Source organism: Novosphingobium sp. AP12 (genome assembly GCF_000281975.1).
Classification (GTDB): Bacteria; Pseudomonadota; Alphaproteobacteria; order Sphingomonadales; family Sphingomonadaceae; genus Novosphingobium.
This window is the reverse complement of sequence record NZ_AKKE01000070.1, coordinates 30610-57165: the sequence shown is the minus strand read 5'-3', so window position 1 is coordinate 57165 and position 26556 is coordinate 30610. Positions and strand designations below refer to the sequence as shown.

Annotated in this window: 19 protein-coding genes; 6 read left to right on the top strand and 13 right to left on the bottom strand. The window is 60.1% G+C overall.

The features are described from left to right. Positions 1 to 33 precede the first annotated feature (33 nt). The gene (locus PMI02_RS12640) at positions 34 to 1941 is read left to right on the top strand and encodes an acyltransferase family protein (RefSeq protein ID WP_007683183.1); all 1908 of its coding nucleotides are present in this window, start codon (positions 34 to 36) and stop codon (positions 1939 to 1941) included. A gap of 127 nt (positions 1942 to 2068) precedes the next feature. On the opposite strand, the gene PMI02_RS12635 is transcribed toward PMI02_RS12640, so the two are convergent. Further along, entirely contained in the window at positions 2069 to 2344 is a 276-nt protein-coding gene (locus tag PMI02_RS12635) for a hypothetical protein (RefSeq protein ID WP_007683181.1), read from the bottom strand. A 478-nt stretch (positions 2345 to 2822) separates the two neighbouring features. Between PMI02_RS12635 and PMI02_RS12630 the strand changes: the two genes are divergently transcribed. Next, positions 2823 to 5201, top strand: coding sequence for an O-antigen ligase (locus PMI02_RS12630; RefSeq protein ID WP_157222510.1), 2379 nt, complete (start codon positions 2823 to 2825; stop codon positions 5199 to 5201). A 77-nt stretch (positions 5202 to 5278) separates the two neighbouring features. Continuing rightward, the gene (locus PMI02_RS12625; RefSeq protein WP_007683178.1) at positions 5279 to 6406 is read left to right on the top strand and encodes a glycosyltransferase; all 1128 of its coding nucleotides are present in this window, start codon (positions 5279 to 5281) and stop codon (positions 6404 to 6406) included. A 16-nt stretch (positions 6407 to 6422) separates the two neighbouring features. Here PMI02_RS12625 and PMI02_RS12620 read toward each other — a convergent pair whose 3' ends face one another. Together PMI02_RS12620 and PMI02_RS12615 are read right to left on the bottom strand one after the other, a co-directional pair. After that, on the bottom strand, positions 6423 to 8582 hold the full coding sequence (locus PMI02_RS12620; RefSeq protein ID WP_036503667.1) for a polysaccharide biosynthesis tyrosine autokinase: 2160 nt from the start codon (positions 8580 to 8582) through the stop codon (positions 6423 to 6425). Between the two features lie 37 nt (positions 8583 to 8619). Next, positions 8620 to 9189: a polysaccharide biosynthesis/export family protein gene (locus tag PMI02_RS12615; RefSeq protein ID WP_007683173.1), complete on the bottom strand. Its 570-nt coding sequence runs from the start codon at positions 9187 to 9189 to the stop codon at positions 8620 to 8622. A gap of 329 nt (positions 9190 to 9518) precedes the next feature. On the opposite strand from PMI02_RS12615, the gene PMI02_RS12610 reads away from it, so the two are divergent. Together PMI02_RS12610 and PMI02_RS12605 are read left to right on the top strand one after the other, a co-directional pair. Next, a complete protein-coding gene (locus PMI02_RS12610) occupies positions 9519 to 10724 on the top strand; it encodes an acylneuraminate cytidylyltransferase (protein WP_036503665.1) in 1206 nt (401 codons plus the stop codon). Next, positions 10721 to 11683 carry a hypothetical protein gene (locus PMI02_RS12605; RefSeq protein ID WP_007683168.1) on the top strand — a complete coding sequence of 321 codons (963 nt, stop codon included), beginning with the start codon at positions 10721 to 10723 and terminating at the stop codon, positions 11681 to 11683. Before PMI02_RS12610 ends, PMI02_RS12605 begins: the two co-directional genes overlap by 4 nt. A 13-nt stretch (positions 11684 to 11696) precedes the next feature. Here PMI02_RS12605 and PMI02_RS12600 read toward each other — a convergent pair whose 3' ends face one another. The 10 genes from PMI02_RS12600 to PMI02_RS27125 all read right to left on the bottom strand — a co-directional run bounded on the left by PMI02_RS12600 (position 11697) and on the right by PMI02_RS27125 (position 24600). Then, on the bottom strand, positions 11697 to 12959 hold the full coding sequence (locus PMI02_RS12600) for a hypothetical protein (RefSeq protein ID WP_007683167.1): 1263 nt from the start codon (positions 12957 to 12959) through the stop codon (positions 11697 to 11699). A 13-nt stretch (positions 12960 to 12972) separates the two neighbouring features. After that, positions 12973 to 14100: an acyltransferase gene (locus PMI02_RS12595; protein WP_255348713.1), complete on the bottom strand. Its 1128-nt coding sequence runs from the start codon at positions 14098 to 14100 to the stop codon at positions 12973 to 12975. A 75-nt stretch (positions 14101 to 14175) separates the two neighbouring features. Then, entirely contained in the window at positions 14176 to 15537 is a 1362-nt protein-coding gene (locus tag PMI02_RS12590) for a polysaccharide pyruvyl transferase family protein (protein WP_007683164.1), read from the bottom strand. Positions 15538 to 15581: 44 nt separating this feature from the next. After that, the gene (locus PMI02_RS12585; RefSeq protein WP_007683160.1) at positions 15582 to 16946 is read right to left on the bottom strand and encodes a surface carbohydrate biosynthesis protein; all 1365 of its coding nucleotides are present in this window, start codon (positions 16944 to 16946) and stop codon (positions 15582 to 15584) included. Further along, on the bottom strand, positions 16946 to 18148 hold the full coding sequence (locus tag PMI02_RS12580) for a polysaccharide pyruvyl transferase family protein (RefSeq protein ID WP_007683159.1): 1203 nt from the start codon (positions 18146 to 18148) through the stop codon (positions 16946 to 16948). The genes PMI02_RS12585 and PMI02_RS12580 overlap by 1 nt, the downstream gene beginning before the upstream one ends. A gap of 60 nt (positions 18149 to 18208) precedes the next feature. Further along, complete coding sequence (locus PMI02_RS25900; protein WP_007683158.1) at positions 18209 to 19978, bottom strand: ABC transporter ATP-binding protein; 1770 nt, start codon at positions 19976 to 19978, stop codon at positions 18209 to 18211. Continuing rightward, positions 19975 to 21264, bottom strand: coding sequence for a polysaccharide pyruvyl transferase family protein (locus PMI02_RS12570; RefSeq protein ID WP_007683157.1), 1290 nt, complete (start codon positions 21262 to 21264; stop codon positions 19975 to 19977). Before PMI02_RS12570 ends, PMI02_RS25900 begins: the two co-directional genes overlap by 4 nt. A gap of 46 nt (positions 21265 to 21310) precedes the next feature. Next, on the bottom strand, positions 21311 to 22195 hold the full coding sequence (locus PMI02_RS12565) for an N-acetylneuraminate synthase family protein (protein WP_007683156.1): 885 nt from the start codon (positions 22193 to 22195) through the stop codon (positions 21311 to 21313). A gap of 94 nt (positions 22196 to 22289) precedes the next feature. Continuing rightward, positions 22290 to 23426: an acyltransferase gene (locus tag PMI02_RS12560; protein ID WP_157222508.1), complete on the bottom strand. Its 1137-nt coding sequence runs from the start codon at positions 23424 to 23426 to the stop codon at positions 22290 to 22292. After that, positions 23398 to 24600: a hypothetical protein gene (locus tag PMI02_RS27125; RefSeq protein ID WP_036503662.1), complete on the bottom strand. Its 1203-nt coding sequence runs from the start codon at positions 24598 to 24600 to the stop codon at positions 23398 to 23400. Before PMI02_RS27125 ends, PMI02_RS12560 begins: the two co-directional genes overlap by 29 nt. Before the next feature lie 189 nt (positions 24601 to 24789). Here PMI02_RS27125 and PMI02_RS27120 point away from each other — a divergent pair, with 189 nt between their 5' ends. Further along, positions 24790 to 26553, top strand: a complete 1764-nt coding sequence (locus tag PMI02_RS27120; RefSeq protein WP_157222507.1) for a right-handed parallel beta-helix repeat-containing protein — start codon at positions 24790 to 24792, stop codon at positions 26551 to 26553. Positions 26554 to 26556: the final 3 nt, after the last annotated feature.

Sequence of the window (26556 nt, the reverse complement as noted above, 5' to 3'; positions counted from 1 at the left end):
CACGGCTGGAATCATGCAACGGGGACCGCTGGAGTGACATCCACATACCGAGCCGAGATTGATGGACTGCGCTGCGTAGCCGTGCTGGCTGTACTGTTGTTCCACGCCGGGCTGGCGCTTTTTTCCGGCGGCTTTGTGGGGGTGGACGTATTCTTCGTTATCTCGGGATACCTGATAACAGGGATACTGCTGCGCGAGATGGATGGTGGGACGTTCTCGTTCCTGCGTTTCTTTGAACGAAGAGTGAGAAGGATTCTGCCCGCGACCCTGGCTGTCGTCCTGGTGTCGCTAGTGCTGGCACTGCTTATCCTGACGCCGCCTGATGCCAGAAAAGTCGGCGAGGCGGCCTTGGCCACTGTCCTGTCTGCGGCGAACATATACTTCTATTCTACGCAGAACTATTTCGAGGCCGACAGCGGTAACCTCCCCTTGTTGCATATGTGGTCACTGGGTGTCGAGGAGCAGTTCTACCTCCTGCTACCAGTTCTGCTGAGCGTGCTGGTGAGATATTTCCGCCGCCACCTCGCGGCTGTGCTCGTCGTGTCGACGGTGGGTTCGCTCGCAGTTTACAGTTGGGCAATATTCCGCGACCCCGCAGCAGCTTTCTACCTCCTGCCCTTTCGCGCTTGGGAACTGGGCGTGGGGGCCAGCCTGGCAGCCTGCTTCGGACAGAGCGAATCAAATCAGCCATCTAACTCCGTGTCACATGGTGCAGGCATAACGGGCCTGCTTCTGATTGCGGCCGCCGTTTTTTTCGGCGGCTCTGCAGGCATTCGTCCCGGGCTCGCCGCGCTGCCAGCCTGCCTTGGCGTCGCACTGATTATCGCTCCTATTGGACCTTCGGGCATCGCCTCGAAGTTGCTTTCAGCGCCGCCGGTCCGCTTTGTCGGTAAAATCTCGTTCTCGCTCTATTTGTGGCACTGGCCGGTTCTGGTCTTCGCCAAGCTCGCTCTTCCACCTGCTGCTCCGGCGCGTTGGATACTCATTGCGATCATGTTCGTGCTCGCATGGCTGTCGTGGCGATTTATCGAGCAGCCGTTTCGGGGCGCAATCATCACCCGGCAGGCCGTTTCGCGATCCGTCTGCGCGGGAGCCGTTGCGGCGGTCGCCCTTTCAGTGCTCCTGATGACGACAAAGGGGGTGCCCCAACGCTTCGATGCAGAGACTGTCCAACTTGCATCGTTCCTCGATTACGATCCGCGACCTGCCTTTCGTGAGGGAACCTGCTTCTTAACCGATCGGACCGGCCAGAGCATCGACCTGGAAAGCTGTTTGAAGGCGGATCCCCATCGTCCGAATGTCCTGGTGTTGGGAGACAGTCATGCTGCTCATCTGTGGTATGGACTGGCTCATGAATTACCGGATATCCATTTTGGCCAGCTGACCGTTGCGAGCTGCCGCCTCACGCTCGCCTCCTTGCAGGCATCGGACCAGCGGTGCCGGCAGGCTGCTGACCTCGCTTACCGCCAAGTTCTGCTGCATCAGCGATTTCGGCTCGTCATACTGTCGGGAGCATGGAAACCCGATGATGTTCCCCAGGTCGCGGACACGCTTGCCTGGTTCAAACGTCGGTCGATACCGGTGCTGCTCATGGGGCGGGGCGTCACTTACCGGGAAGATGTCCCCCGGCTGCTGGCTGCGGCCCGAATTCGGGGAGACGCAGGACTTGTTAACAGGTACCGCGTAACCCGAACTGCTGGCATAGACCGGCAGCTTGCAGCCGCTGCCGATGCAGCAGGTGTTCCCTTCATTGCTCTCTCAGGAGTAGAGTGCCGGTCAAACGTATGCATGACGCAGTTGCCGTCAGGGATCCCTGTCAAATTCGACGGCGGACATCTGACCGCGCAGGGGTCGCAGTGGCTTGCTCATAGGCTAATCGTGCGAGGCCGGTTGCAGAACCTTATGGCCGACGTTACCAATCCTGCGCCCTTGAAGCAGTGAAATTCACCGATCGTGGCTCAGAAACGAAAATAGCCGCTGCGTATCGCACAGCGGCTACTTGAATTTAATTCTGCCAAACTGTCCAGCACAGGGACTGACAACGCCAGTCCGAACGTGGATCCACCTGTCAGGAAGGGCTGACGGGTTCGTCCTTGTCCTTGTCATCGATGAGGAAAGCCAAACCGATCCCGACGAGAACTGCTGCTGCGAGAACCGTTGTCCCGGTGCTCATGCGAAGGGAGTTGTCCTGCGCAACATCCTGCGACTTGCGTTCCCCAGTCTGAAGGGGCGCCGATTTGGCAAACTGCGCGCCGCCAGGGCGCACCGAAGCGTTCGCGGCACCAGCAGTCATAAGCATAATCGAAACAGCGCTGGCAATTGCCACATTACGAAGCTTCTGCATGATCTCTTACCCCTTTTGAAGCCCTGATGCCGAAGGAGCGGTAGCACGCCTCCCCGAATTCAAAGCACGGTCTTCATTACTCCACTCGAATAGCCTATCCGCGAAATAACCGCAAGGCGTTCGGTGACGTAGCGCGTTGGCACGTCCTTCGAGCCCTGTCGGATCGGCGTTATCTGGTTTCGCTCCGCTTGTGAGCCCCTTAAGTGACTGCTTTTTCCCGGCCATTCCTTGGCCTGATGACGTACCCCCTTGCGGAGAAATGATTGCGCCCGGCTTCAGATCGCCGCCCCAGCAGTACCGCCTGTGCTGACGGGTTTGCAAAACCGCTTCCTTGCAGGGGTGAGCCTGCGGTTCGGGCATTTGCAATCAGGAAAATGCGTCAGTATGCCACCGCTTCGAGCTGGGAGAATCTATGCACAGAGTACGTCCTGGTTCGCACACGGTCGGGCTGTTTGCAGACTTGCGGTTGTGGTGGCCTATGGCCCTTGCCCTGTGCCTATCCGTTATCTTGGCGGGCAGCAGCGCACTCTCACCGGGAGCGTTCAGTATCGTGCTGGTGGCCGCTTGGTCCGCTTGTATTGCCGTCATTAACAGCAACTGCACACGGCGCCGTCTGACAAAGGCCGCCTGGCTGATGGGCCTCGCGATCGCGGCGATACCCCTCGCGCAAATGATCCCTATCCCGCTTCGCGCAGCGGGAGCGCTCGCGGGGCAAGCGCCTTTGCTCAACGCCGCGTCATTTCTCCAGGTTAACAACTGGCATCCGCTCACGCTCGATGTCGAATCAACCTGGCACTCTTTCCTGCTGGCCAGCGGCTACGTCGCTGTTTTCTGGGGCGCCGCGACGCTCAGCCAGAATGGAAGAGTTGGGCTCATCTACCTCGTGCTTGCTTTGGCGATGGCAGGACTGCTGTTCGGGTTTGCCCAGATGGTCCATCCCGACAGCCGGTTTTATCTACAGCCAGACGCCGTACCAGGGACGCTGACCGGTTTTTTCGGAAATCGCAATCACGAAGCAGATCTGCTGGTGATCGCTGCGGGACTGGCTGTTGCGCTTGCGGGGGCGAGCCCTGCGAGGCTCGAACGACTGACTCTTTATGCTCTGGCGATCGTATTCGCCGCTGGCGTGATTGCCACGCGATCGCGAGCAGGCATCCTGCTGCTTTTCGTGCTGGCAGGCATGCTCCTGCTGCAGCGCTCCGGCTCGCGCAAGGCAGCGTTGCTGAGCGCAGGGGCCGTATTCTCGGCACTGCTAGCGCTCATGTTATTCACGCCGGTTGGCCATATGTCGTTTCTTCGATTTCTTGGCGAAGGCGGATCATTCGACCGAATTCTGATCTGGCGCGAATCGCTCGTCGCGCTGCGGGAGGTTTTCCCTGTCGGGAGCGGGGCAGGCACGTTCGCGCAGGCTTACGCCAGCGTTGAAGCGCTTGAAGATGTGTCGGGGGTCTTCATAAATCATGCGCATAGCGAAGTACTGCAGGTCCCGATTGAGCTTGGCCTTCCGGGGGTCATGCTGGTGGGGGGCGCACTGATTAGCTTGGCCATCCGGTTTGTCCAACTGGGCCGGCAAGGGGAAAAACTCGCTCAGGCGGTGCTTTGCTGCCTTGCTGTTCCGATACTCCATTCCCTCGTTGATTATCCGCTTCGCGATTTCGCGATTGGCAGCGTGGCATGCCTGTTGCTCTCGTTCGCCTTTGCCTCGCGATCCTCAGTCAACGTCCCGAGACCAGTCACGCGCCATCCGAGCCCGCAAACTGCTATCAAGGCGACTGCGATCTACAAGCCTCGGTTCTGGTTGACGGCGGCTGGGTTATTGCTGGTGGCACTGGTTGCGCAGACTGGCGTCGCGGACATTCTGGTCGGCGGAGGCCGTCCGGCTCTTGCGCTCCGGATAACACCGCTTTCGTCACGGGCCCACCTAGCGAGAGCGCAACAGCTTATCGGCGACGGGGAATGGGCAGGGGAAGCGACATATCATGCGCAGCGGGCTCTATGGCTCAACACGTACTCCGCTCGGGCTTGGGCGCTGATCGGATACTCGGCGCTGCAGAGGGGTGACATTGCGCGTGCCGACAGCGCATTCCTGAGCGCAGCTCGCCTCGGCTGGCGGGATGAAGCGGTTCAGCAATATGTGTTCAGGCGCGCCGTTGAGACCGGATCTGCGGAAACAGCGGCCCGCGCAGCGGACGCGCTGCTCCGGCGCAACGCCGCGAGCAGTCAGACGGTTATGGACCAAGTGATCAACCTTCTGCCGGACGCCGGATTTCGTGACGAAATCGCGATCCGGCTCGCGGAATCGCCTTCGTGGAAATCAATCTTCCTGGCACGGCTCAACCCGGAGAATCAGGCGCGAGCCGCTGCCCAGATAGAATTGTTCCGAGCACTGGCGAGGCACAAAGTGCCCTTGGCGGTACCAGATGCGCTCGGCTACCTCGAACGCTCGAATGCTTCAGGAGCCCTGCCGACAGTGCTGGATGCATGGCGTCTAATGCACGGGGCCAAAGCGGGAGACCCGCAGCTTTCTGCCATCGACGGCGCATTCCAATTCAATGATCGGTCGCTGTTCCCGTTTGGCTGGCTGCCGAGGGACGGCAGGCTGGCTCAGGTCGTGGCTCTTAGCCCGGGCTCCCACAGCCTTACCCTTACCTCGCCAGATAGGCAGAAAGATTCGGACGGGCACGCCTCGCCGCGCCTGGATATTTCCTGCGGGGAGAGGGGCAAAGGAGCGAGCGTTGCGGGCATCCAGGCCGCCAAAATTGATGGTAAGCAGGCGATTAGAGGAACAATCACCATCCCGCCGAAACGATGCGCCCTGCAGATTTTAAGCATTGGGCCCGCCACCGAAATACGGTAGTTTCCCTTAGTGGGTACTCCCTACGGAGGACGCAGCAGCGTTTTTTCGGATGCCCTGGACGGAAAGGCTGGCTCTGGTTGAAAATCCTGCACATTGCGCAGATCCTTCAGGGTGGCACTGCGGCGCACATCTGCGAACTGCTTGCCTTGCAGGGTCGCGAGTGGGGAAACGAGTCGATCTACGTTCTCGCTCCGCAGGATCAGGTTTCCTTCCTGGAGGACCTGGAAGACGTCAGCGTTTTGACCTTTCCGTCGAGCCGGCGCGATTTTGGCTCGCTGTGGGGCTTTGCGAAAGCTGCCCGCCGAGCTCTGGTCTCCATCAACCCAGATATCATCCATTTGCATGGGAGCTACGCGGGCCTGGTGGGCAGGCTCGTCGCGCGCTTTGGCAGGTACCGACGAACGCCGATTGTGTACTGCTCACATGGCTGGTCCTTCAACATGCGGGTCTCGCCCAGGTCGCAGGCGGTTTACGGCTCTATCGAGCGCCTGCTTGCGAGCCGAACCGACGCGATCCTGTGCATCTCCCGGTACGAGCACGATTCTGCCGTTGCGCACGGCTTACCTAGGGAACGCCTCGTAACCATTCACAACGGCATCGCCGTAACCCCTTCGACCGGCAATTGGCGGCGCAACGAGGGGAGTGCCGGGTTGCCTCTTCTGTTCGCAGGGCGCGACTGCCGCCAAAAGGGCTTTGACGTCCTGCTGGAGGCTATGGGGCGTCTGGGCGATGCCGACGTTCATGTGGTTGCCGTGGGCCCGGAACCGCGGCCCAGTGACCCTGAGACCGTTACCGCCGTGGGCTGGCGGCGGCGACGCGACCTCAAACCTTTCTATGAAGCCTGTCTGGCCGTCGTGGTGCCGTCCCGTTGGGAGGGATTTGGGCTGGTCGCGCTCGAAGCCATGCGGAATGGAAGGGCGGTCATTGCCAGCGATGTCGATGGACTGTGCGACCTTGTTGTCCCCGGCGTGACCGGGATTCTGGTTTCGCCCAATGACAGCGAGGCATGGTCGCGCACTCTATCGAGCCTCGATTCTGAAATGCTGCGTGAAATGGGACGTCGGGGGCGCGCGCGGTTTCTGGAGCTCTTTACGTCGCAGACAATGCACGAGAAGATATTGCAGATATATCGCCAACTCCTGCCACCGGAAGTCGTGCACAGCAGCAGCCGGCACCCGGAGGCGCCGGCTCGCTTAAGCGCGTAAAGCCTAGCTTTGGAGCTTAGCTCTCGCTGCCGTAATCGTAGTGATAGCTCGCATAGGCATAGTCGTAGCCGGACGCACGTTGCCCGATTTTCGTCATGACGACCCCGTAAAGGAGGGCATGTGAATTGCTTAGGCGCTGAATTGCCGTCCGGATCGCCGCCGGGCGGTTCCGGCCCGCTTCTACCACGTAAACGACGCCTTCAGTAAGATTTGCCAGGATCGGCGCGTCGGCGAGCCCGAGGATTGGGGCCGAGTCGACGACGATCACGTCATATCTCGCGCCCAAATCGGTCAACACACGGGCGAACTGTGTGGCGAGCATCTGCGCGGGATTGTGCGTGAGAGGCCCGGCCGGCAGGAGGTCAAAATCATAGTTGGAAGGACGCACAATGGCCTCCGACGCGTCTGCTTCACCTGACAGTACTGCAGAAAGCCCCTTAACGTTTGCAATACCGACTCGCTTGTGCAGTCCTGGTCGGCGCATGTCCGCGTCGATAAGCAGAGTGCGGACACCGCGCTCGCTCAGGCTGTTGGCAAGGCCCAGCGACGTCGTGGATTTACCTTCACCGACATCCGTGCTGACTACAAGAATGCTCTTGGGCATGCCGTTGGGGGATGCGAGCCGCAACGCGGTCTCGATCGAGAAGTAGGCTTCATGAACTGCAGACTTCTGTTCACGCAGCTGACCATCGAGGTCATCTGCGACCATTGGAGTGATGCCCAGAAGCGGCAGACGTAGCTTCTGAGCCACATCGTTCGGAGTGCTGACGCGCTCCACGATCGCGTCCCGCGCAAAGGCGACACCCATACCGATGCCAAGGCCGGCGACGATGGCGATCAGGAGGTTGATTGGCAGGTTCGGGCTTACCGGAGCGCGCGGAGGAAGCGCCCGATCGACAATGGCGAAGCGGTTGCTTCCTCCATTCGAAATGCCGATTTCCTTGAAGCGCTGAAGCAGCGCATCATAGAGCGCGCGATTGGTCTGCACCTCGCGCTGGAGCGTTGCATATCCCACGCCGCGATTCTGCGTCTCGAAAACCGAACCGCGGGTTTCGCGAAGCTGGCTCTCCAGGGCCTGTTCCTGTTGGACTGCGAGGTCGAAGGACGCATGAAGGGCCGAGATGTTCTGATCGCGAAGCCGGGCGATCTGCGCCTCGGTCTGCTGGATCCGGCTGTGGAGCTCCTCCATCGGGCCGTAGCCTGGCTTGAAGGTTTTGCTTTTCTCTTCATACTCCGCTTCGAGCTTCGCGAGTTCCTGGGTGAGCGTGCTGACCTGCGGGTTGTCCTGCATGGCGGGCAGGTTGTATCCGTTGCGCGAGCTAGCCATGCGCCAGTTCTGTTCAGCAACGATCCGCTGGGCACGCGCCTGTGCCACCCGTTCGATGAGTGCAGGAAGGCCAACGGTCTCGAGCGACTGCGAACCGCCAGCCTCTCCGCCGTTTTGCGTCGGAATCGAAAGGATGCCGTTTTCGCCTGCGTACCCGATCAGCGCGCGCTCCGAGCTCTCCAGCTTCCCCTTGAGCTGTGCAAGGCGCTGACCCAGGAAATCACGAACATAGTTTGACGCGGCAAAACGCCGTTCGACACTCGACAGGAAGAACTGCTCGACGACAGCATTCGAGATGTCCGCTGCCAGGCGGGGATCCTCACCGCTGAAGCTGACTTCGATGACCGATGAATTTTCAAGAACTTGAGTGGCGAGGCCAGCGCGCACCTTGCTTGCCGCGATCTGCTTGCGGCGAACCGCTGTCCCGGCAGCAGATGGTCCGGAAACCTCGTCGTCGTCGCCCATGAATGCAGCGTTCTTGTCGAGCTTAAGCCGATCCACGACAAGATTCGATAGGGCCTGGCTGTTCAAGAGAGCCAGTTGGGTCTGGAGGAAGGCACCATCAGGCCGGCCCTGTTCCGAACCGTCTGTCGTAGTCACCGGCGGAGCGTCGCTCTGCACTTCAAAGGTAGCACGCGCGGTGTACGTCGGCTTCATCAGAAGTGTGACGACAAGCGCGATGGCAATGGTGACAGCGGTGCACGCTGCAATCAGGCGCCAGTGCCTGATCAGAGTCGAAACCGCGTTGCGCACAGGTTCGCCGCCATCGGTCCAGTGGTCGCCGTGTTCGAAAGTCGAGCGTCGAAGCGGACCCGTTTCGGCGTCCGCGAGACTGACGGTGTTCGCCACGGCATTTGCTCCTGATTCGTTGACCATGACGGCTCTACTAGGTGATACGATTGACGGTGTAGAATGCGCCCAGCAGCGGGAACAGCAATCCAATGTCACGCAGGGCCTGTCTCGTGCGGGAGGTGCCCACCATTATGACATCGTTGCCGTAGATCACCGGATCGTTGAGATCGCCTTGTCGGATCATCTTGAGGTCGAATAGCGCGGCCATCTGCTTGTCGCCTACCTTTCGGTAAACAATGACTTCGTGCGGATTTGCGAGGCCACTCGGGCCACCGGCCACCGCAAGCGCCCTAACAAGCGTAGTGCTGCCCGTGACGGCAAATGCCCCTGGGCGGCTGACGGCGCCGTCGATCGTGATCTTCTGGCTAGTGGTCTCCACCATGCCGACGCTGACTGTCGGGTGCACGAGCACATTCGCAGCGAGACGACGGGTAATTTCTGCCCGGATCTGTTCGGTGGTGAGACCGCCGGCCCTAAGCTGGCCAACGATAGGAAGCGAGACGTTGCCGGAGGGATCGACCATAACCGTCTGCGTCATGTCGGGCAGATCCGATACGAATATAGAGAGCTTGTCCGCAGGCCCGACGTAATAGACGTTCTGCATCGATCCGCCGATGTCGCGGGGGTCTGGCGCCGGAAGATCACTGGTCTGCTCGATCGCGGAGCCGGGCCGAGGAGTTGGGCTCGCAGCACATGCGCCGAGCAGGAGCAGTGTTGCGCAGGGCACTAGTTTCATCACCGGTAGGTCACCCCGTTTTTCCTTACACTGCCGCGTCTTCCCGCGGCGCTAGCTCGCAACCGCGGCTTCGTGCAAGTCCCTGTTGTCGAGCACCGTAGGTTTTGCGTTGCCCGCGTCAATATCCTATCGCACTGCAACATGGCATTCGTCGAAAACGATCAGGCGGCGCCCCGCCGCGAGCAAGGAACCGGCTTTTGATTGGACAGGTATTGGCGGTTATACCCGCGCGTGGTGGGTCAAAGGGAATCCCGGGGAAAAACATCCGGGAGGTGGGCGGAAAGCCCCTGATTGCCTATGCAATTGAAGCGGCGCGGACCGCCCAGCGTGTTAGCCGGGTAGTTGTTTCCACAGATGACCATGAGATTGCTGCGGTGGCCCGCCGTTACGGTGCCGACGTCATTGAGCGCCCTGAAAAACTGTCTGGTGACCTGGCGAAATCGGAAGATGCCCTCGTGCACGCTCTCGATGTGCTTGCACTCGAAGGCTACGTCCCTGAAGTGATTCTTCTCGTTCAGTGCACCTCGCCGCTGACAACGAGCGAGGATATCGATGGGACCGTCGCCGCGTTAATTGATGGGCAAGCAGATACGGCAGTAGCAGTGGCCGCGTTTCACTATTTCCTTTGGTCGCGGGATAGCCAGGGCGAAGCTGAGCCGGTCAATCACGACAAATCGGTGAGGCTTATGAGGCAGGAGCGCCGGCCCGAATTCATCGAGACGGGCGCCGTTTATGCGATGCGCGTGCCGGGATTTCGCGAAAACCGGCACCGATTTTTCGGAAAGACGGTGCTTCACGAAACGCCTGCCGAGAATCGGCTTGAGATTGACGAGCCTGAAGACTTGGTGCTTGCCGAGCAGCTCCTCGCGCTGCGCGCCCCTCGCATCGACCAAGGCGGGCAATCTGATCGCCCGAAAGCCATCGTCTTCGATTTCGACGGTGTCATGACCGATGACAGGGTCTTTGTAGACCAGGACGGGCGCGAAAGCGTCGCATGTTCGCGCCGCGATGGCATGGGTATCGAGATTCTGAGGTCGCTTGGCATTCCGATGGTCGTAATATCCAAGGAGAAAAATGCCGTCGTCGCGGCCCGCTGCCGCAAGCTCAAACTCGAAGTGCATCATGGCATCGACAATAAGCTAGAGCTGCTGAAAAGCTGGCTCAGCGAGCAGGCGTTTGAACCTGGCGACTGTCTGTACGTCGGAAATGACATCAACGATGTCGAGTGCATGCGGTATGCTGGGCTTTCCGCGGCGCCTCGCGACGCGCATCCGGCAGCGCTGGACGCGGCGGATCTGGTGCTCGATGCCGATGGCGGCCGCGGCGCGGTACGGGCCCTCAGCGATGCCATCATAGCCGGATCCCTGCCTTATGCGACATCCGCGCGAGCGCCCGTGGCGTGACGCTGGCCGCCCTGCCACGCAGCAAGCTGCACCTGCAATTCCTTCAGGCGAACGACGCCCGGCCTGACATCGTCTTTTACCGGGATGAGCTTATGGCAAGCGCCGTCGAGCAGGCCTATGGCCGCCGGGCCATTCGGCTCGGCCGGGAAAGCCTGCCCGGACGCAGCCCCATGAGCCTGGTCCGGGCCCGGCGCCACAACCGCGCCTATTACGATGCGGTGGCGGCGACGCTTCGCGATCACCAAGTCGACAAGGTCATCATATTTCTCGAAGGAGAACCCCTCGAGAGGTTTGTCTGTTCGCTTCCGGGCATCAGGGAGGTTGAGCTGTGGGAAGACGGGCTCTCACACTACGTCGATCTTACTAGTGATCTTTGGTATGGTGCCAGAGGCGTGATTCAGGCCATGGCAGGATTCTATCCGTCGCAGATCATCCGGCGACGCATGGACCGTCGCCGGGCGACGGTGAGAGACAGGTTTGAGCACGCAAATCTCGTTCTTCCCAGCCCGGCGCCTGGCCGACATGTTCGCCCTGAATTCCTGCTCATCGGCTCGCCTCTGGTTGAGGATCGCCTGATCACGCAGCGTCGGTTCCGGCAGGGCCTTGGCCGGCTCGCCCAAGGTATTGAAATTCCAGTCCGCTACCTCGCACACCCGCGCGAGGATCGGGCACGCCTCAGCGACGATGCTGCGGCTTCGGGCGTAATCCTGGAGCCTGACGTTCGGGGGCTCTTCGAGCATGCGTGCGATTGGTCTTACTTTGGGTACGGCGCAGCAGTTTCGACGGGGCTTCTCGACCTAGCGCGCTTCAATCGCAGTGTTTTCCTTCCTGGCCTGTTCGGTCTCGACCAGATGGAAACCATACTGTCAGGCTGGAAATACAATCCACTGCCGGTAACGCGGGATCTGGCGGGACTGAAATTCCGAGACGGCTGGGGCAAGCCGGAGTGTTCTGTGTGACGGGTGATCAGCGCTAGGAGAAATCGGCGGCTATCAGGATCGCGCGGGCCGCGACCTCGCAGGCCGAGCCGTCGGTAGGGCCCGTCTCTTCGCCGAGGCGCGGCCAATTGATTTCAGTCAGGGCCTCGCCTCGAGCGACCAGACCGATGGCCGTTGTCAGTTCATCGGCTGTGCGTGCAACCGGAACTCCGGTTGCGGTGAGCCAGATCTGCTTCTCGGCTTCGGCTCGTTCGGCAAAACCGTGCTCGGGCACCGGAACGCAGATCGCGGGGCAACCCAGCATGAGGCTTTCGAGAAGCCCGGTAGAATAATGCCCGATGACCGCGTCGGCCCGACCGATTTCAACGTCGATGCTGGCCGTGCCGTCATCCATGGTCGCCGCGAATTCGAGACCTGTGCGAAGGTGCGCGACGTCATCTCCAGTCGAGCGCGGATGTGCGCGTATGGTGAGGTCGAAGGAAATGTTGCGACGCGCGAGGTTGAGACCGGCGATCATCACGTCGAGCGCGGTGCGTGCCGCCTCGTGAGAAACCTTTCCGTGGGCGGCAAAAGGCTGTGTGATGTAGAGCAGGCGTAGGGTCTGCGCGGCTTTTGGACGCGGGGGCCTGGTCTCGCCGCCGGGCGGCGAACTGTACAGTCGATCAAATCGGGGGACGCCGGCGACCTTTACGGCCCGGGGATCGAGTCCCGCATTGATCCATCTGTCGCGGTAGGTCTCTGAAACGGCAATAACGAGGTCGTGCCCCGCCATTCCGTAATCGGGAATGGCGGGTACAAGGCGCGACATGTTGATGAGCGGCGCCAGGGCCGCTTTTGCGCGCAGCATCGAGCTCTGCGCCCGGGTGCTGCCAATGGCGCAAAAAGGCCCTTCCTGGAGGAGCACCGTCGGGATACCTCTGGCTTTCGCGGCTCTGACCAGTGCGGTTTCGACATACATCCGGTCATGACAAAGCACTAGGACATCGGCCTTCGGGCCAATTGCCTGGGCACATCGGGTTAAGAGCTTGCGATAGGCGAGCGGCCCACCGTTCAACATCAGGTTGGTTGTCTGGCTGCCGGTGTAGGCGTGGACCCCGCAGTTCTCGGGAGAGAGGACCTGCACTTGCCCGGTGCCATTGTAGCGGGTGTAGCCGCGGGTGCGCAGGTTGAAGGGCTGCGTGTCGATAAAGACGAAGGTTGAAGCCGGCTCCTGAGCGCGGATCGCAGCCTCTACGAGAGCCAGCGTGTCGCCCGACGACCCCCCAGTACCAACCAAGGCGATATGTTTCGCGTTCATGGGTTCTCGAAAATCACTCTGCCGGAGGAAAGCTTGGATATCGCATGTCCCGGCGTCTTTGCTGCCGGCGCCCGATCCACTTTCCGGCGGCAATACCGGGCTTTTCAACGAAATGGTACAAGACAGACGACGCCGCAAGCACGAGTGGCATTGCCACCGCCAATGACAGTCCGGCGAGAAGCAGGCCGGAAAGCCCGGTTACACCTGCAAGGATCGCCTCAACCGGGACGAGGATGACAAGGTGCACTAGGTAAAGCGAGTACGATATATCGCCAATGTACTGGATACCGCGCGAGCGCAGCAGCGGGAGGGGCCATGTCGTTGCTCTGCCAACCTCGCAAAGGATGAGGAGAGCCAAGGCCAGCACCAGGCCGGGCCGCACGATATTACGTGGGGCCAGAATGCTACCATCGCTTGGCACCAGAGCCAGGAGCACCGCAGCGCCTATAATGAGCGCGGACTGCCGTCCCACCTCGCCGGCAGACGGTTCTCTCGCGAGGCCAGCGAGTACCATCCCTGCCAGGAACAGGTTTAATTTCATCGGCAGGGCCGAGGGCTTTGAGAAAGCCTCGAAATAGCCGGGCAGGGCAAGGAGAAGCAGCACACCGAGAGCTAGGGCCACGGTCACACCTTTCCAGCGATGGCGTTCGGTCACAGCAAAGAGGAGCGGAAAGACAACGTAGAATTGCATCTCCAGAGAGATGCTCCAATCGGGGATCGGCGATCGTGACGAAAAAGCGGGAAAGAGGCCAAAAAGATAAGACAGGTGCAGCAGAACGTTGGACGGACTGTGGTCGGTATACCGCTCGCCCTGTGGGGCGGGGGACCCGAGCGCTGTCAGACTTTCCCGCAGATGCCCGGTCCACTCTGCCAGTCCCAGAGCAACTGCAAAGACGACGAAGAAGGCTGGCGATAGGCGCCAGAACCGCCGCCGCATGAAATCCCAATATGCCTTCGAGGATGAAGCTGGTCCTGCGTCGCCGCGGGCGCGGGAGGTATAGACCATGACGAAGCCGGACAGCACGATGAAGATGTCGACTGCCATGGACGGCTGGTCAACGATGGGAAGCTTCGCGGCGGCGAGATTTACGGAATGCCCGGCGAAGACCCACAGGGCGGCAAAGCCGCGGACCGCCGTCAGCAGTCGCAGTTCCCGTCCGGGCGCGGCGAGATCAGATGTGTTGCTAACGGAACGGTCTCCAGAAAAGAGAACGATTTATGCAGCGACCTGGGTACCGCTGGCGGTCCCTGCGTCGACCAGCATTGCTGGTATTTCTTTTGCGCAGGCCGACAGTTCGCGGGCTGTCTGCCGTATTTGACGGCGCAGCTCCGTCCCGTGCTCAGCAATCCGCGTGAGTTCGCGCCTGATCATCGTCAGGGCATGCTCATCGCGGTACTGAATTTCTTCGGGCACATCACCAAGCCAATGTCGCAGGCTAGCCATCTTGTGTGAGTTGGATTCTAGGAACACGCAGGGCGTACCGCCAACGGAAGCGAGGATACTTGGATGATAGCGGCCTGAAATAAACGCATGGGCATGGGCCAGGATAGCTCCCCCGGCGAAAATTCCTGTATGCACCGGGATGAAGTCACAGCCAGACGACTGGGCAATCGGCTCCAAGAACGCGTCGCCCGTGCAGGTCTGAACGAAGACGCAGCGATAGCCCAGGTGGTCAATCAGTTCTGCAAGGGCAGAATAAAAGGACTTGCCTTCAGCGAACCTCCCCCGCGATCGAAAATAGGAGGACCCCCCCACGCAGATGTACGGTTCTTCGAACGACCATGCCAGGTTGCCGGGCTCTTCCGGAAACGAAGCGAGCATGCGTCCGGGGATCTTGCGGGGATGGGGCCGGGGGAAACGCCCCGAGTCCGCCGCACTGAAAAGAGCGTCGGGTGCGACCATCGTTTTCGTGTCGAGACGCATCTGATTGAGTAGGGCAAAGGATTGACGATCGCGGACCTGAACCCCCGCACACCGCGAGAGATACCTGCGGCACTTTTCCCACGTTTCCTTATTGCGGGGTTCATCCGGGAAATCCGAGATCATCGCGTTTACGTAATACGCCGGCTTGCCGAGCAACCTGGCAACCTCAAGCATCGTCAACTGGAAGCGGACATCCCGTCGTTCCTGGCTTTTGAAGACCATGCTCCCCTCACCATTGACGACGATCCGGTCAGCGTCTTCGAATTTTGCCACCAGTTCCTTGAAAAACGCGCTGTGCTGCTTGTTTGCGAGGATTTGCCGTGCCGAGCGTTCAATGTCGCCCGAAATGTAATCTGACCGTTGCACCACCGCGTTGGCGACTGCCCGCAGCAATGGATTGAGGCGATGACCGGAAAAGCGCGAGATCGCTGCTATCCGGCTTTCCTTGTGGAGGACATCCCGCCTGCCAATGCGACCGGACACCTTGTAGTGCCGCTCGATCAGATCATGAAGCGCGATGCTCGTGGCCCTGCAGCCCCAATTGAGTTCGTCCCGGTTGTCGCAGACAAGGAGAACCTTGTCTGGCCGGGAAAGCGGGTGTGAGCCGGGATGGCCCGGGTCATCGTTCGCACTCAATTGCAGCACTTCGGTCATCGCATATTCCTCCCGGAATTCCTGTCGAGGTGCCCGTCTGCAGCCTAGCAGCGTTCCTCGATCAGATAAGTGCTCGGTTCTATCTCAGTGGTTTTCAGAGTGACCCCGGCGAGATTCCCGATCGAGGCCGCCAGCGCTGCCATCTCGTTTTTCCCGATGCCGGGAAAGCGCCGCTGATCATCGGGTTTGACCCGCTGGCGCAGGCCGGCGGCATCCGCAGCGTGACCCAGCTTTCGCTTGAAGCGGCGGGCAAAGGGCGGTCTGCCCAATCTGGCTGGTGGTTTAGCTTCTGCCATCCGGAAAGCGAGTTCAGCCAGGCGCGATACAGAATGGTCGCCCTCGAGGCTGCCGATGTAGCCCTTTGCTGCCGTTAGCTGAGCGGGCGTGATCCACGCGTGACGGCTTTCGGCAGGCAACATGCGAAGGCGTTCGATAATCTCATCCCAGCTCTCGCATTGGATGCTCAGAAGGTTCGGCAGCGGCGAATCCATACCCATCCCAGGCGTGTGCGGGGGGACATAGGCCAGGGGAGGCGTTTCCAGCATGAATGCCTCAACGGCAGTCGTGCAACTGTTGTGGATGATGGCCTGAGCGCCGATGATCCACGCAAAAACAGGGTCATTAGCCGGCTCGACGAAAATGCGCTCATGGCGGGCTGCCAGTTCGCGGTAGGGGCCCACATCTTCGCTGGGATGGGGTCGGATCACGAAATTCATGTGGGGCAGGGCCTCGTGCAGCGCGGGCAGGCCCACCATGAAAGCATCGAACATGGCCTGTCGGAACTCTCCCCAAAGCGCGAACTTCTCTTCGTCACGCCCATCCCGGATCCGGCCCCCGGCACGAAGGCGCTTCAGCAGGCCTCCTTCACCGTCGGCATGATTGATGAGGTCGAAGTTCGTATTCACAAGCGCATAGACTCCGTAGCGATCCTTGAGTTCCTCCGCCTTCGCAGAATAAAGCTCACGGTAAGGAAAACGCAGTAAATCGAGTCTGCCGTTGCCAAGCGGCAACGGTAAATGGGCATTAGCGGGCAGTGTCATTAGCCAGTCTGAGGCGGCCTGATCACCCCAGGCGATCAGCGCGTCAGCCAGTTTTGCCGGGCCTGCCCCTACCCGGTTCGAAAAATACCATTGCGGGTCAGGATATACCAGACCTTCTTCATCCCAGGCGATGATTGTATGGCCGCGGGCCTTGAGCGCAATCAGCCGCTTTTCCGCTGCCGGTACGAGCAGGGGACTAAAGCAGACGGCATTGCGCGCGTGGCGTGCCCGGTAGTCGACGAAACTGGGATCTCCCAGGACCACTGAAAAACCGCGTTTGACCAGGTGGGCGGCCATCAGGACCCTGGCTTCCAGTTCGCGTGTCTTGGTGACGACTGGCAGGAAAGCGAGCATCTCTGGCCGCAGCATCAGGCCCCCACCGCCCGAACCGGGCTTTGGAGTCTGAGGCGAAGTTGCCTTCTTTTGGTGGCAATGGTGAGAGCGTCGGCCAGTAACTGGTTAAAGCGCTCTTGAAAGGGCTTGGTCGCGTGATCGCGCGCGGCGAAGTAGCCTTCATCGTTAGCCAAGAGCGCGTCGGAGCGTTCTATCAGCGCTGATGCCGAGTTGGATGACAGCGGCACTGACCAGTCCGCGAGATCGCAGCTCTCGAGAAAGTCTCCCACTTTGGGATGACTGGATAGCGCGATCGTCGGGCAGCGCATGCCGATGCCGCAGATGACCGCATGTCCCCGCATGCCGATGACAAGGCGTGCCGCGCGATAACGGCCAAAGAATTCGTTCGCATGCATGGGATGCGGTGTCCCCCCCATTCGGAACGGCCGGTGGACCGAATTCCTGCCGGCAGCAGAATAGAGATTTCGCAGGACGTCCGAACATAATGGTACGTCGTGGTGGATGTGGGGGGTCAACAGGATGTCGAGCCCATGTTTTCGCCAAAGATGGTGGGCAACCTGTGTGATGATATCGGTGAGGGGGGAGCTGGAGCCCTTACGCTTCAGGCGGTTGAGAAGGGCGCCAGCCCGGCTTGTGGGCAAGCGGTCCTTGATAGCATCGCCGGCGATTTGAATGAGGGCGAAGGGCCGGGTTCCGGCATCACTCGGCCAGCGTTCCGGAGCCGCGATGAAAAAGCCGGGATCGGGAATTTCCCTTATGATGTCGGCGGATGCGCCGATTTCTTCAAGCAGGCGAGACCGCGACCCGTCGTTGCGTACCGAAAAGATATCGCCTTTCCTGCGAACGACTTCCAGCAGCTGGCTAAGCTGCCTCGCGTACCTCAATGTCTGGCCGTTAAACAGGTTGTGTCCGAGGCCAACGAACACGAACGGTGTTCGGGTCCTGCTATAGGCATCGAGCGACACTGGCATGGGCGTCCCGGTACGACTGGCAAACGCGCCATTCGAGATGCCGCCGCCTCCACCGACGATCACAAGGTCGTAGGTGTCGAGCACGTCAGGTGAAATTTCCTCACGAAACACCGCAACATCGCGCAGATCAAAATCGATGTCCTGACCATAAAGCGTTTTCAACCCGCTTCTTATGGCCTCGTTCAGGGCGCCATCGCCGACATTGATCTCATGTGAGGCTACGTGAAGCACGCGCAATGCGGCCATATGTCTCTTTCCGGTCAATTTGTTGACTGACCCATCTACGACAAGGTGAAGGCCGGGTCATCAGGTCGAAGCGTCCCTTACTACGGGTTTGGGTAGCTCCTGAAGCAGCCCGTTGCGAACCTCGAAAATGCGATCGCAAAGCGCTAGTGTAGCTGGCCGGTGAGCGACGAGGACGATCGTTGTCTCGCCTTTCAGCTCGGCCAGGGTCTGACCGACGAGCATTTCAGACCGGGCATCGAGCGCGCTCGTGGGTTCATCCATGATGATCAGTTGCGGTGAGGCGAGGAGCGCCCTGGCAATCGACAGTCGCTGGGCCTGCCCCCCAGAAAGGCCGCGTGCGCCGGGACCTATGAGTGTCTCGTAGCGCTGCGGCAGAGCCATGATCTCGTCGTGCACGTGCGCGGCCTGGGCTGCGCGAATCACGCAGGCATCATCGAACCCTTCCCGAAACAGCCTGATATTGTCTGCTACGGTGCCATATAGGAGCCGGTTGTCCTGCGGGACATAGCCGCTCAGTCGTGCCCAGCTCTGCGCCGTGAATTCGGCAAGGTCTGTCCCGCCAATGCAAATCTGTCCCCCATTGGGCGATCGTAGCCGCAGCATCAGGCCCGTAAGTGTGCTCTTGCCGCTTCCAGAGGGGCCGACGATGCCGATCATGTCTCCGCGCTCGATTGTGCAGGAGATATCTCGAAGAGCTGGCTCACCGGGTTTGTACGCGTAACTGACGTGGTCGAACCGGAGGCCCAAAAATTCCTTGCCTTCAAAAGTGCCCTGAGGAGGCAGGTGCATCTCTAGCGCCTTCAGTTCGCTTTCTATTGCTGTGATGTAGGGCGCCATCTCGCGGGCCGTATGGAATGCGCGCTGCAGCTGCCGGACGTATGTGAGCGCGCGCACCAGCAACAGTGCCAAAGGTGCCAGACCGCCCATTTCTCCCGGACTGATTTTCGCGAGAATCGCGACAAACAGGAAAATCAGGCCAATTGCGCCGTACTGGAACAGGTTTGGCATGAGGCGCGCCTCGAAGCGCATTTTGCCCATCGCCGTCGCTGCGCGCCGGATATCCGCCTCGAGCTGGTGCGTGACTGGGGAAGCGACGTCATAGGCCGAGATTTCCTGGCCCATGCGTGATGCCTGGGCCACGCGGCCGACAATTTCGCGATTAGTAAGAATGGGGCTGTTCGCGTTTTGCCTGATGTGTTTCGAAATTGGTGCGAACAGGACGCCGCACAGCGCCAAGGCTGCGACCATGCCCGTAGCGGCCAGAGGCGCGCTGGCAATCGCTCCCGCGAGGACCATCGCAAACATGGCAATGCCCACGGCAGCGAGCGACAGCTGCTGAACGGAGTTCTCAGCCCGCAACGCGTATTCGCCAACGAGCTGCTGGAGCAGGCCTTCGCGCTGGGATTCACGGTACGTCAGACTGGAATGAAGATAGGCATCGAGCATGCGGCTGCGCAGCCTCACCATTGCTCGTGTGCTGAGCGAAGCCATCAGCCGTGCAAGTGGGACCGAAAGCGCGAGAAGAAGGACCACAAGCACCAGGCCGATCGCGCAGGCCATTTCGAGCGGGACTTGCAGGCCGAACCGTTCGGGGCCGAGACGCACGAGAGGGTGGTTCCCTGACATGGCGATCGCGATGGCGGCCACCATGTAGAGAAGCACGGTCTCGAGAAATCCAACCACGAGCGCGAGGCCAATCGACAAGACCAGTCGGGGTCGGTCCGGACCTATGACAATCAGACCGTTGCGAAGAATGGAAATGCCGCCCTGCGAAGGTGGCAGGGGCGATTGCTGGGCGTTGATCTGGGTCGCCTGCGGCGTGCTGGTCATCTGATCATATCCAGTAGTCCAGGCACTTCGCTCGCAAGCCTGCCGGATCGCCGGGCAATTCGGAATCGCAACTCCTGGCCCTGGCCAAGTACGTCCGCGGTGTCCCGGACGATGTCGTTGATCGTATCGCTGTCGGGAAAAGCTGAGTATTCTAGGGGGTTTGGGTATTCTAGCATATGCTGAAGGGCTGCGGTCTTGTGGGAATTGGAGCCCATGAACACGCCCGGAGTACCGCCCAGAGAAGCCAGAATTCCGGGATGCCAGCGGCCGCTGACAAACGCGCGTGCATTGGCCAAAAGGGCAGCGCCCGCCATAATCGGAGCATCGACACTCAGGCATGGCAGACCGGTCCGCCGTGCCACCTCGCGCAGGAAAAAATCTCCAACGCATGTTTCGACCAGAAGCAACGGCAGTCCAAGGCTCTGAAGGCGAGTTGCCAGATCGGTGTAGCAATCTGCTGCGCGTTTCTGGTCGCGGGCAGATTGCGAGCTTCCCGAGAGAACAAGATACGGACGATCGGTACATTTCGGCCGCGCCGTTCCAGTGCGGTCGAACCAAGCCGTCAGCCGTGAGGAATCGTAGGCCAGCGTCGCTTCGCCAGCGAAATGCAGCGACCAATTGAAAAGGGCGTCCGGAAACCACCGGTCGACCATTCCCGGGAGAAGTTTCTGGGCCGCGTCCAGAGAGAGACTGTCTCGTACCGCAATTGTCGCCCCGCCAAGGACTTGCCTGGCGACCTCGACTGTCTCATGATTCACCTCACTGTCCGGGGCGGCCGACACCATGCCGTTGAGCCAGAATACCTGTTTGCCCATCTTGCGCGCCAGTGCGCATATCGTCAGCGTCTGGAGAAGACTGTCGCGGGCAGGCGAGGAAAAGATCATTTCCCCCTCGCCATTCACGACAATGGCATCGCACGGTTCGATCTGCGCGATGAGCGCGTTCGCCTTCGGCGAAGTTTTCCTGCTCGCCCAGAGCAGCTCTGCGTCTGCGGCGATAGCGTGGCTGGGTGAGTGGGTTTCGCCCAGAAAGTCGATCGCGCCGAACGCCAGAGCTCCGATGCCGGGAAGCCGGCGTAGCCGCTCCCGGCGCAGCTTCGTGACGATGGTGGCATGGAGATCTGGCCGGACGCGAGCTTTGGCCGTAAACGGGGCCTTGAGCAGCGTCCGGTCTATCGTTCCTACGATCGCGTGGTCGCGAGACAGCAGTTCGCGCAGTGCAAAGCTCGTTGCTCGACATCCCCAGTTTGGGGAAGTCGAGTTGTCTGCCACGATTGTCAGCCGCATCGCCGATCGCCTGCCCTCGTTTGCGTCGGCGAAGCCGCGTGGTTGTTCAGGCTGAAGCTGCCATTCGCGGCTTGGGCCGCCACTTGAGCTTTTCGCGCTGCGCGACCTCGACTTCGAGAATTTCGGTGGGTTTATAGGTCAAAGAGCGGGAAACCGCGCGTGCATCGCGGACCACGCGGCGCAGGCCGTCCGGTTCGAGCGAAGCGGCGTGGTCAGTGCCCTTCCAGGTGCGGTCGATCGTGAAGTGACGTTCCAGCCACTCTGCGCCCAGCGCAACGGCTGCCATGTCCGCTGCGATGCCGAGATGATGCCCGGAAAATCCGATGTGTTTGACGCGATCGGAGAACTTCTCCTGAAGACGGGAGATTTCCAGAAGGCAAAGCTCATCGAAAGCCACCGGATAACCGGAGGTGCAGGCATAAAGGACCGTATCCTTTGCGCGGCCGCGCGCCTCCAGGAAGTCGACGATGGCGTCTTCTTCTTCCCTGGTTGTCATACCCAGCGAAAGGTGAATTTCGCCCGCATACTCGGTGGCGAGCACGTTCAGCATCTCGAAATGCAAGTTGCAGGCCGAAGGAACTTTGATGAGCCCAGGATTGAGTAAGGCAATCTCGCGGGCAGATGTCACGTCCCATACCGACGTGGAATACTCGATGCCGTTGGCTGCGCACTCGGCAGCGAGTTCACGGTGCTCCTCCAGCGAAAATTCAAGAAATTCCCGGTGAGCCCCGTAAGTCTCGCCGTAGGAATTGGAGGGATTGGGGTGCGGCGCATTGTACTGCGCTTCGGTCAGAAGCTCGCGGTTATTGCGTTTCTGGAACTTCACCACGTCCGCCTTCGCGTAAATCGCGGCGACGCGGATCAGTTCCTTAGCGATCTCGAGATCACCCTTATGGTTGCAACCCACTTCAGCAATGATTTTCACGCTCACGGCGATCTCCCTGCAATGAAACACGACGCACCTTCCCGAAGGATTTAAGATTCCCGCAGGAACCAGTCTCCATGGGGATGCTGCGCCGCAGCATTTATTCCGTCTTACCCGCGTTCCCCTTGCGAGGACGCGACAATATCCTGCGCGCAGGTTCTTCCAGCATACATAGCGACAGGTAGCCTACCGCAATAGCAAAAAAGATTCCCACGATCGACCACACGGTGGTTTGCCACGGGTTGAGCTGGAGAATTCGGCGTCCCAGAAGGGTGATGAACAGCGACTGCACGATCGGATGCAGCATGTAAATTGAATAAGTTAACCGGCCGCCGGGCGCGATCGCCCGGACAATCGGCCCGGCCTGCCCCCCTCGATCAGCAGCAACGCCGAGCGCGGCGGCGAGGTATACGATGAGGACGAGAGCGCCCTTGGGGGCGCCCAAGCCGACGGCAAGGACGAAGCCGGCAAGGCTGGCGGCAAGGAGAACGCGAGCGGCAGGAATTCTAGCTAGCTGACCGTTAAACTGGAACAGCGCCATCCCAAGGCAAAAGCCCGGAACGGCGCGGATCACGCCCCCAGCGTAAGTCCTCTCGATCCAGGGCGGAGACCACGGACTGGTTTCCAGAACGGCTAATAGACAGACCAAACCTGCGAGAAATCCGAAGGGCGTGCGGCGCAGAATGACAAGCAGCAAGGGGAAGGACACGTACATCGCCATTTCGGCACTGATCGACCAGCTAACGGTGTTGAAGGACGGCGCGTTGCAGACCCCGAATGCGTGGATCAGCAGTACATTAGGCAAGAGGCAGTCGAAGCCGTATTTCGAAGGCTTTGACAATGCGGTGTCCGTGACCCCCGCTGTGATGCCTACAGCTACGAAAAACAGCAACGTTGCCCAATGGAGCGGGACTAGCCGTGCCACCCGCCGGCGCAAGAAGGTCGCCCATTCAGCGAGGCTTGTCATGCGATCATGGTAAACCCAGCAGATCACAAATCCGGAGATTGCAAAGAACAGGTCGACACCTACCGACAGGCCGTCCAGGCGCCTGAAAGCCTCCGAACTGTTTGGCCATGCAGCAAGCAGGTTGGTGCGGAAATGCACGACCACGATCGCGATGGACGCCAGCAAGCGCAGGGCATCGAGGTGCAGTAATTCGCCTGATTCGGGTGTCAGCCGTATGAAGCGAGGTCGTGCGCCTGTGCGCTCAGCGGAGGCGAGCGGCGGCTTGGGCAAGGGTAATGGGGCCAAGTGGCCTCGGCGCCGCGATGTGGCGGGACGGGTTACCGGAGGCTGACCGATCGCCGCGGCGATAGGCAAGGGCGCAGAGCGCAAGCAGGATGGCGATCGTCGGCGGGTAAATGAAGGCCGCGTCAGACGCAGCCATGAGAAGATAGGAACCGACCCCGACCACCGCTGCGCGTCGCAGAGGGGTGAAAAGTTGCCAGTTCATCATCGCATAGACGACGGGAAATGCCAGCGCGCCCAGCGCGAGAAGCGTCCCAATGATCCCGAAGCTCTGTAGCAATCCTGCGTAGAGCACCTCACTGATTCTCACTTCTGCCTGGCCGAATGCACTGAGTACCACGTCATTCCATTGCGCCATGCGGCCGCCCAAGTTCGTGTCGACGACTCGATCCGAGGTCCAGCCCATCAGGGGCAGGAGCGCAACGACCATAAGCATTGCGCTGCCGAGCGAGAACCACACGGCCGGCCGACTGATGCGCAATTGCCCGCTCAATATCATGCCAAATGTGACGACAATCAGCCCCGCCCATACCGTCCGGCTCAAACTCAGGATGATGGCGAGAACGAAAAGGCAAAGCCACGTCCGTGAACGCTCAAAATACCAGTAAACCGGCAGCAGCATAACCATGCAAACGCCGTAGATATTGCCATTATTGTATGTTGACACGAGCTTCATCAGAATGCCGCGTCGGTTATTTTTGGAGTAGATATCTCCGAGGTCGAGCGGATTGATCGTCAGGTAGGGGATTTCGATGAAGCGTTTCGATACCGCGAAAAGAACAAAATTGAGAAGGCCCCAGAACACGACGAAGCGCAGGCACCATTTGACAGGCTCCCCGATCTGCCTTTCGCTTAGTCGCTCCAGAACAGGCGCATGGATCAAAAGCATCAGCGCCGGAAGAATCACCAGCGTCACGGCGTAAATTGCCAATCCGTAGCTGCTGCCGCTGGAAAGAAGCTTGAGCATCGCCAGCGCCGAAATCGGCACATAGCCAAACAGAAAATTCGCAATCGCAGCCGGAGCGGGCCCGCCATTGCGCAGCGCGGACAGCACGGAAAACGGGGCCAGGGCCCCAAGCATGACATATCCGAATGTCACGGGTAGCCCTCCCGCCGCAATCCCGCCTTTGGGAAGCGCAAGCAGGAAGATCATGGCCAGCACGAAAGCGGGATAGAAACTGGGCGCCGTTTTTGCCGGGTTCGGCAGCGGACGGTGTTGGCTCTGTGCTAGCAGTGTAACCCCCCGTCTGTCCGGCTGCGAACGTCTCGTGCCGCTTTCGACGCTCGTTCATTTCCGGTCAAGGCGCAATATGTAGGCCTGTCGCTCCCACAGAGCTTCGAGGAAATGCGCTTGTCTCTTACACGACGGTGCTTTGTCGGCCTCGGTATCGCGAGTCCTCTTCTGGGACTGAGCGCTGATGCCAAGAGCGCTGGAGGCGAAGCGGCGGACTGGCCCATTTGGGCTCCGCCGCGCTCCACGCTTTATGATCGGATCAGGACAGCGGCGGCGCGCGAAGGCAAGGATATCCGCGGCTTTGGGGCTACTCTTGATGGTAAGTCCGACGATACGGCCGCGATGGAGAAGGCGCTCGCTTCAGGCGCGCGGGTCATAGTGATCCCGGGACACAAGGGCTCGCGCATGCGCCTCACGCGCGCCTTGGCAATCGATCATGAGGTCCTGATCGTCGGCGTGGGAGGGCGCCCGGTGATCAGCGCGGAGAACCGCGAGCAGACCCTCTTCACCGCAGCACTGCCTGGAGACGATGCGAAAGCCTTTTTACAGGAGATAAGATTCGACAATCTGACGTTCGAGCGCCCTGAACCACGCCGGGCGCACGGGGTGGCTCTGCTGGGGTACAATGTTCGCAACGTCAGCGTAACCCGGTGCAGCGCGATACGAATGGGCCTTATCGAGGTCAATCACGTTCTACAGCGGCAGCGGCGGTACCTGCGTTCAAAGGGAGATAATGCCACTGACCCGGCGGTACTTGCTGGCTTCTCGGCGACAAATACCGACGATCTCAATGAGCATGTGCTGGTTTACGATTGCACGGTCGATGCCAAATCGCATTTTTGTCAGCTTGCTCGCCTCGAATTCACGCGGCAGGTGGCGGTAGCCCACTGCCAAGGGCGGTTTGCCTGTGTGAGCTGGTGGGGCGGCGGCGGACGCCGCAATCAGGGTGGTGATCTGGCATTCCTGCGCCGGGCTCGAGACATCTATGTCTGCGACAATGTGTTCTCGGGAGCGATCGGCGGGATATATGGAAATAATGGCCAGAATATATTGGTCGCGCGAAATCATGTCTCGATGGTTACCGATATTGGCATTGATTTCGAAGGATGTATCGACGTCCTTGCGACAGGAAATACGGTCGAAAATGCCGGTAATTATTGTTACGCGACGCTTTTTGCGGCAAAAAACGTGGTATTCGAGAACAATATCGCGGTACAGGATGGCGCCGCAACAAACATTCATGAGCGTTATGGTGCTCGCAAGGTGGGCGGAGTGAGGGGGCGTACCCTGTTTGCTCTGCGCAGCGCCGGCTTCGCCGGATCGACAGGTGCAGTCGACGTTGCCTATCGCAGAAATCGCTTTGTATGGCGGGGACCTGACGGGGTTGGCTCTTGCCTTGCGAGCTACTTCGACTCGCTGGAATTGACAGGCAATGTGCTGGAGAATGTCCTGTGCCCCATGGCGTACAGCTCGACCCAGCATCTCGTCGTTCGCGAAAACGTTCTTCGCTTCTCGAGAAACGATTTCACGGAGCGGCCAGTCCTGAGTGGCAGCGGCGGTGACATGACGATAGCGGGCAATACGATCGAAGCCAGTCAGCCGCTGCCAGGTGCGGCGATTGCCATTTTTGCCCAGCTGTCGGAACGCACCCGTTCCGTTTCTGTAACCAATAACCGGATCAAAGTGGCAGGGGCTGCTGCAATCGAAATCGCTGGCCATCCCTCCGATCCCGGAACCGGTGCGGTGACGGTGAATGGTAACATAGGCGCAGCGATCAGAATCCCAGAAGGCAGGGTTGCAAGCGTCAGCGGCAACCGGCTGGCCGATGGAACTCCCGCCGCGGTAACACGGGTCCCTGCCGCTTCACCAGCAGCCTCTTGAGCG

Excerpts from the sequence above, each read along its gene's own strand:
- PMI02_RS12635 (WP_007683181.1), bottom strand. The coding sequence starts at position 2,344 with ATGCAGAAGCTTCGTAATGTGGCAATTGCCAGCGCTGTTTCGATTATG.
- PMI02_RS12630 (WP_157222510.1), top strand. The coding sequence starts at position 2,823 with ATGGCCCTTGCCCTGTGCCTATCCGTTATCTTGGCGGGCAGCAGCGCA.
- PMI02_RS12615 (WP_007683173.1), bottom strand. The coding sequence starts at position 9,189 with ATGCAGAACGTCTATTACGTCGGGCCTGCGGACAAGCTCTCTATATTC.
- PMI02_RS12600 (WP_007683167.1), bottom strand. The coding sequence starts at position 12,959 with ATGAACGCGAAACATATCGCCTTGGTTGGTACTGGGGGGTCGTCGGGC.
- PMI02_RS12590 (WP_007683164.1), bottom strand. The coding sequence starts at position 15,537 with ATGACCGAAGTGCTGCAATTGAGTGCGAACGATGACCCGGGCCATCCC.
- PMI02_RS12585 (WP_007683160.1), bottom strand. The coding sequence starts at position 16,946 with ATGCTGCGGCCAGAGATGCTCGCTTTCCTGCCAGTCGTCACCAAGACA.
- PMI02_RS12580 (WP_007683159.1), bottom strand. The coding sequence starts at position 18,148 with ATGGCCGCATTGCGCGTGCTTCACGTAGCCTCACATGAGATCAATGTC.
- PMI02_RS25900 (WP_007683158.1), bottom strand. The coding sequence starts at position 19,978 with ATGACCAGCACGCCGCAGGCGACCCAGATCAACGCCCAGCAATCGCCC.
- PMI02_RS12570 (WP_007683157.1), bottom strand. The coding sequence starts at position 21,264 with ATGCGGCTGACAATCGTGGCAGACAACTCGACTTCCCCAAACTGGGGA.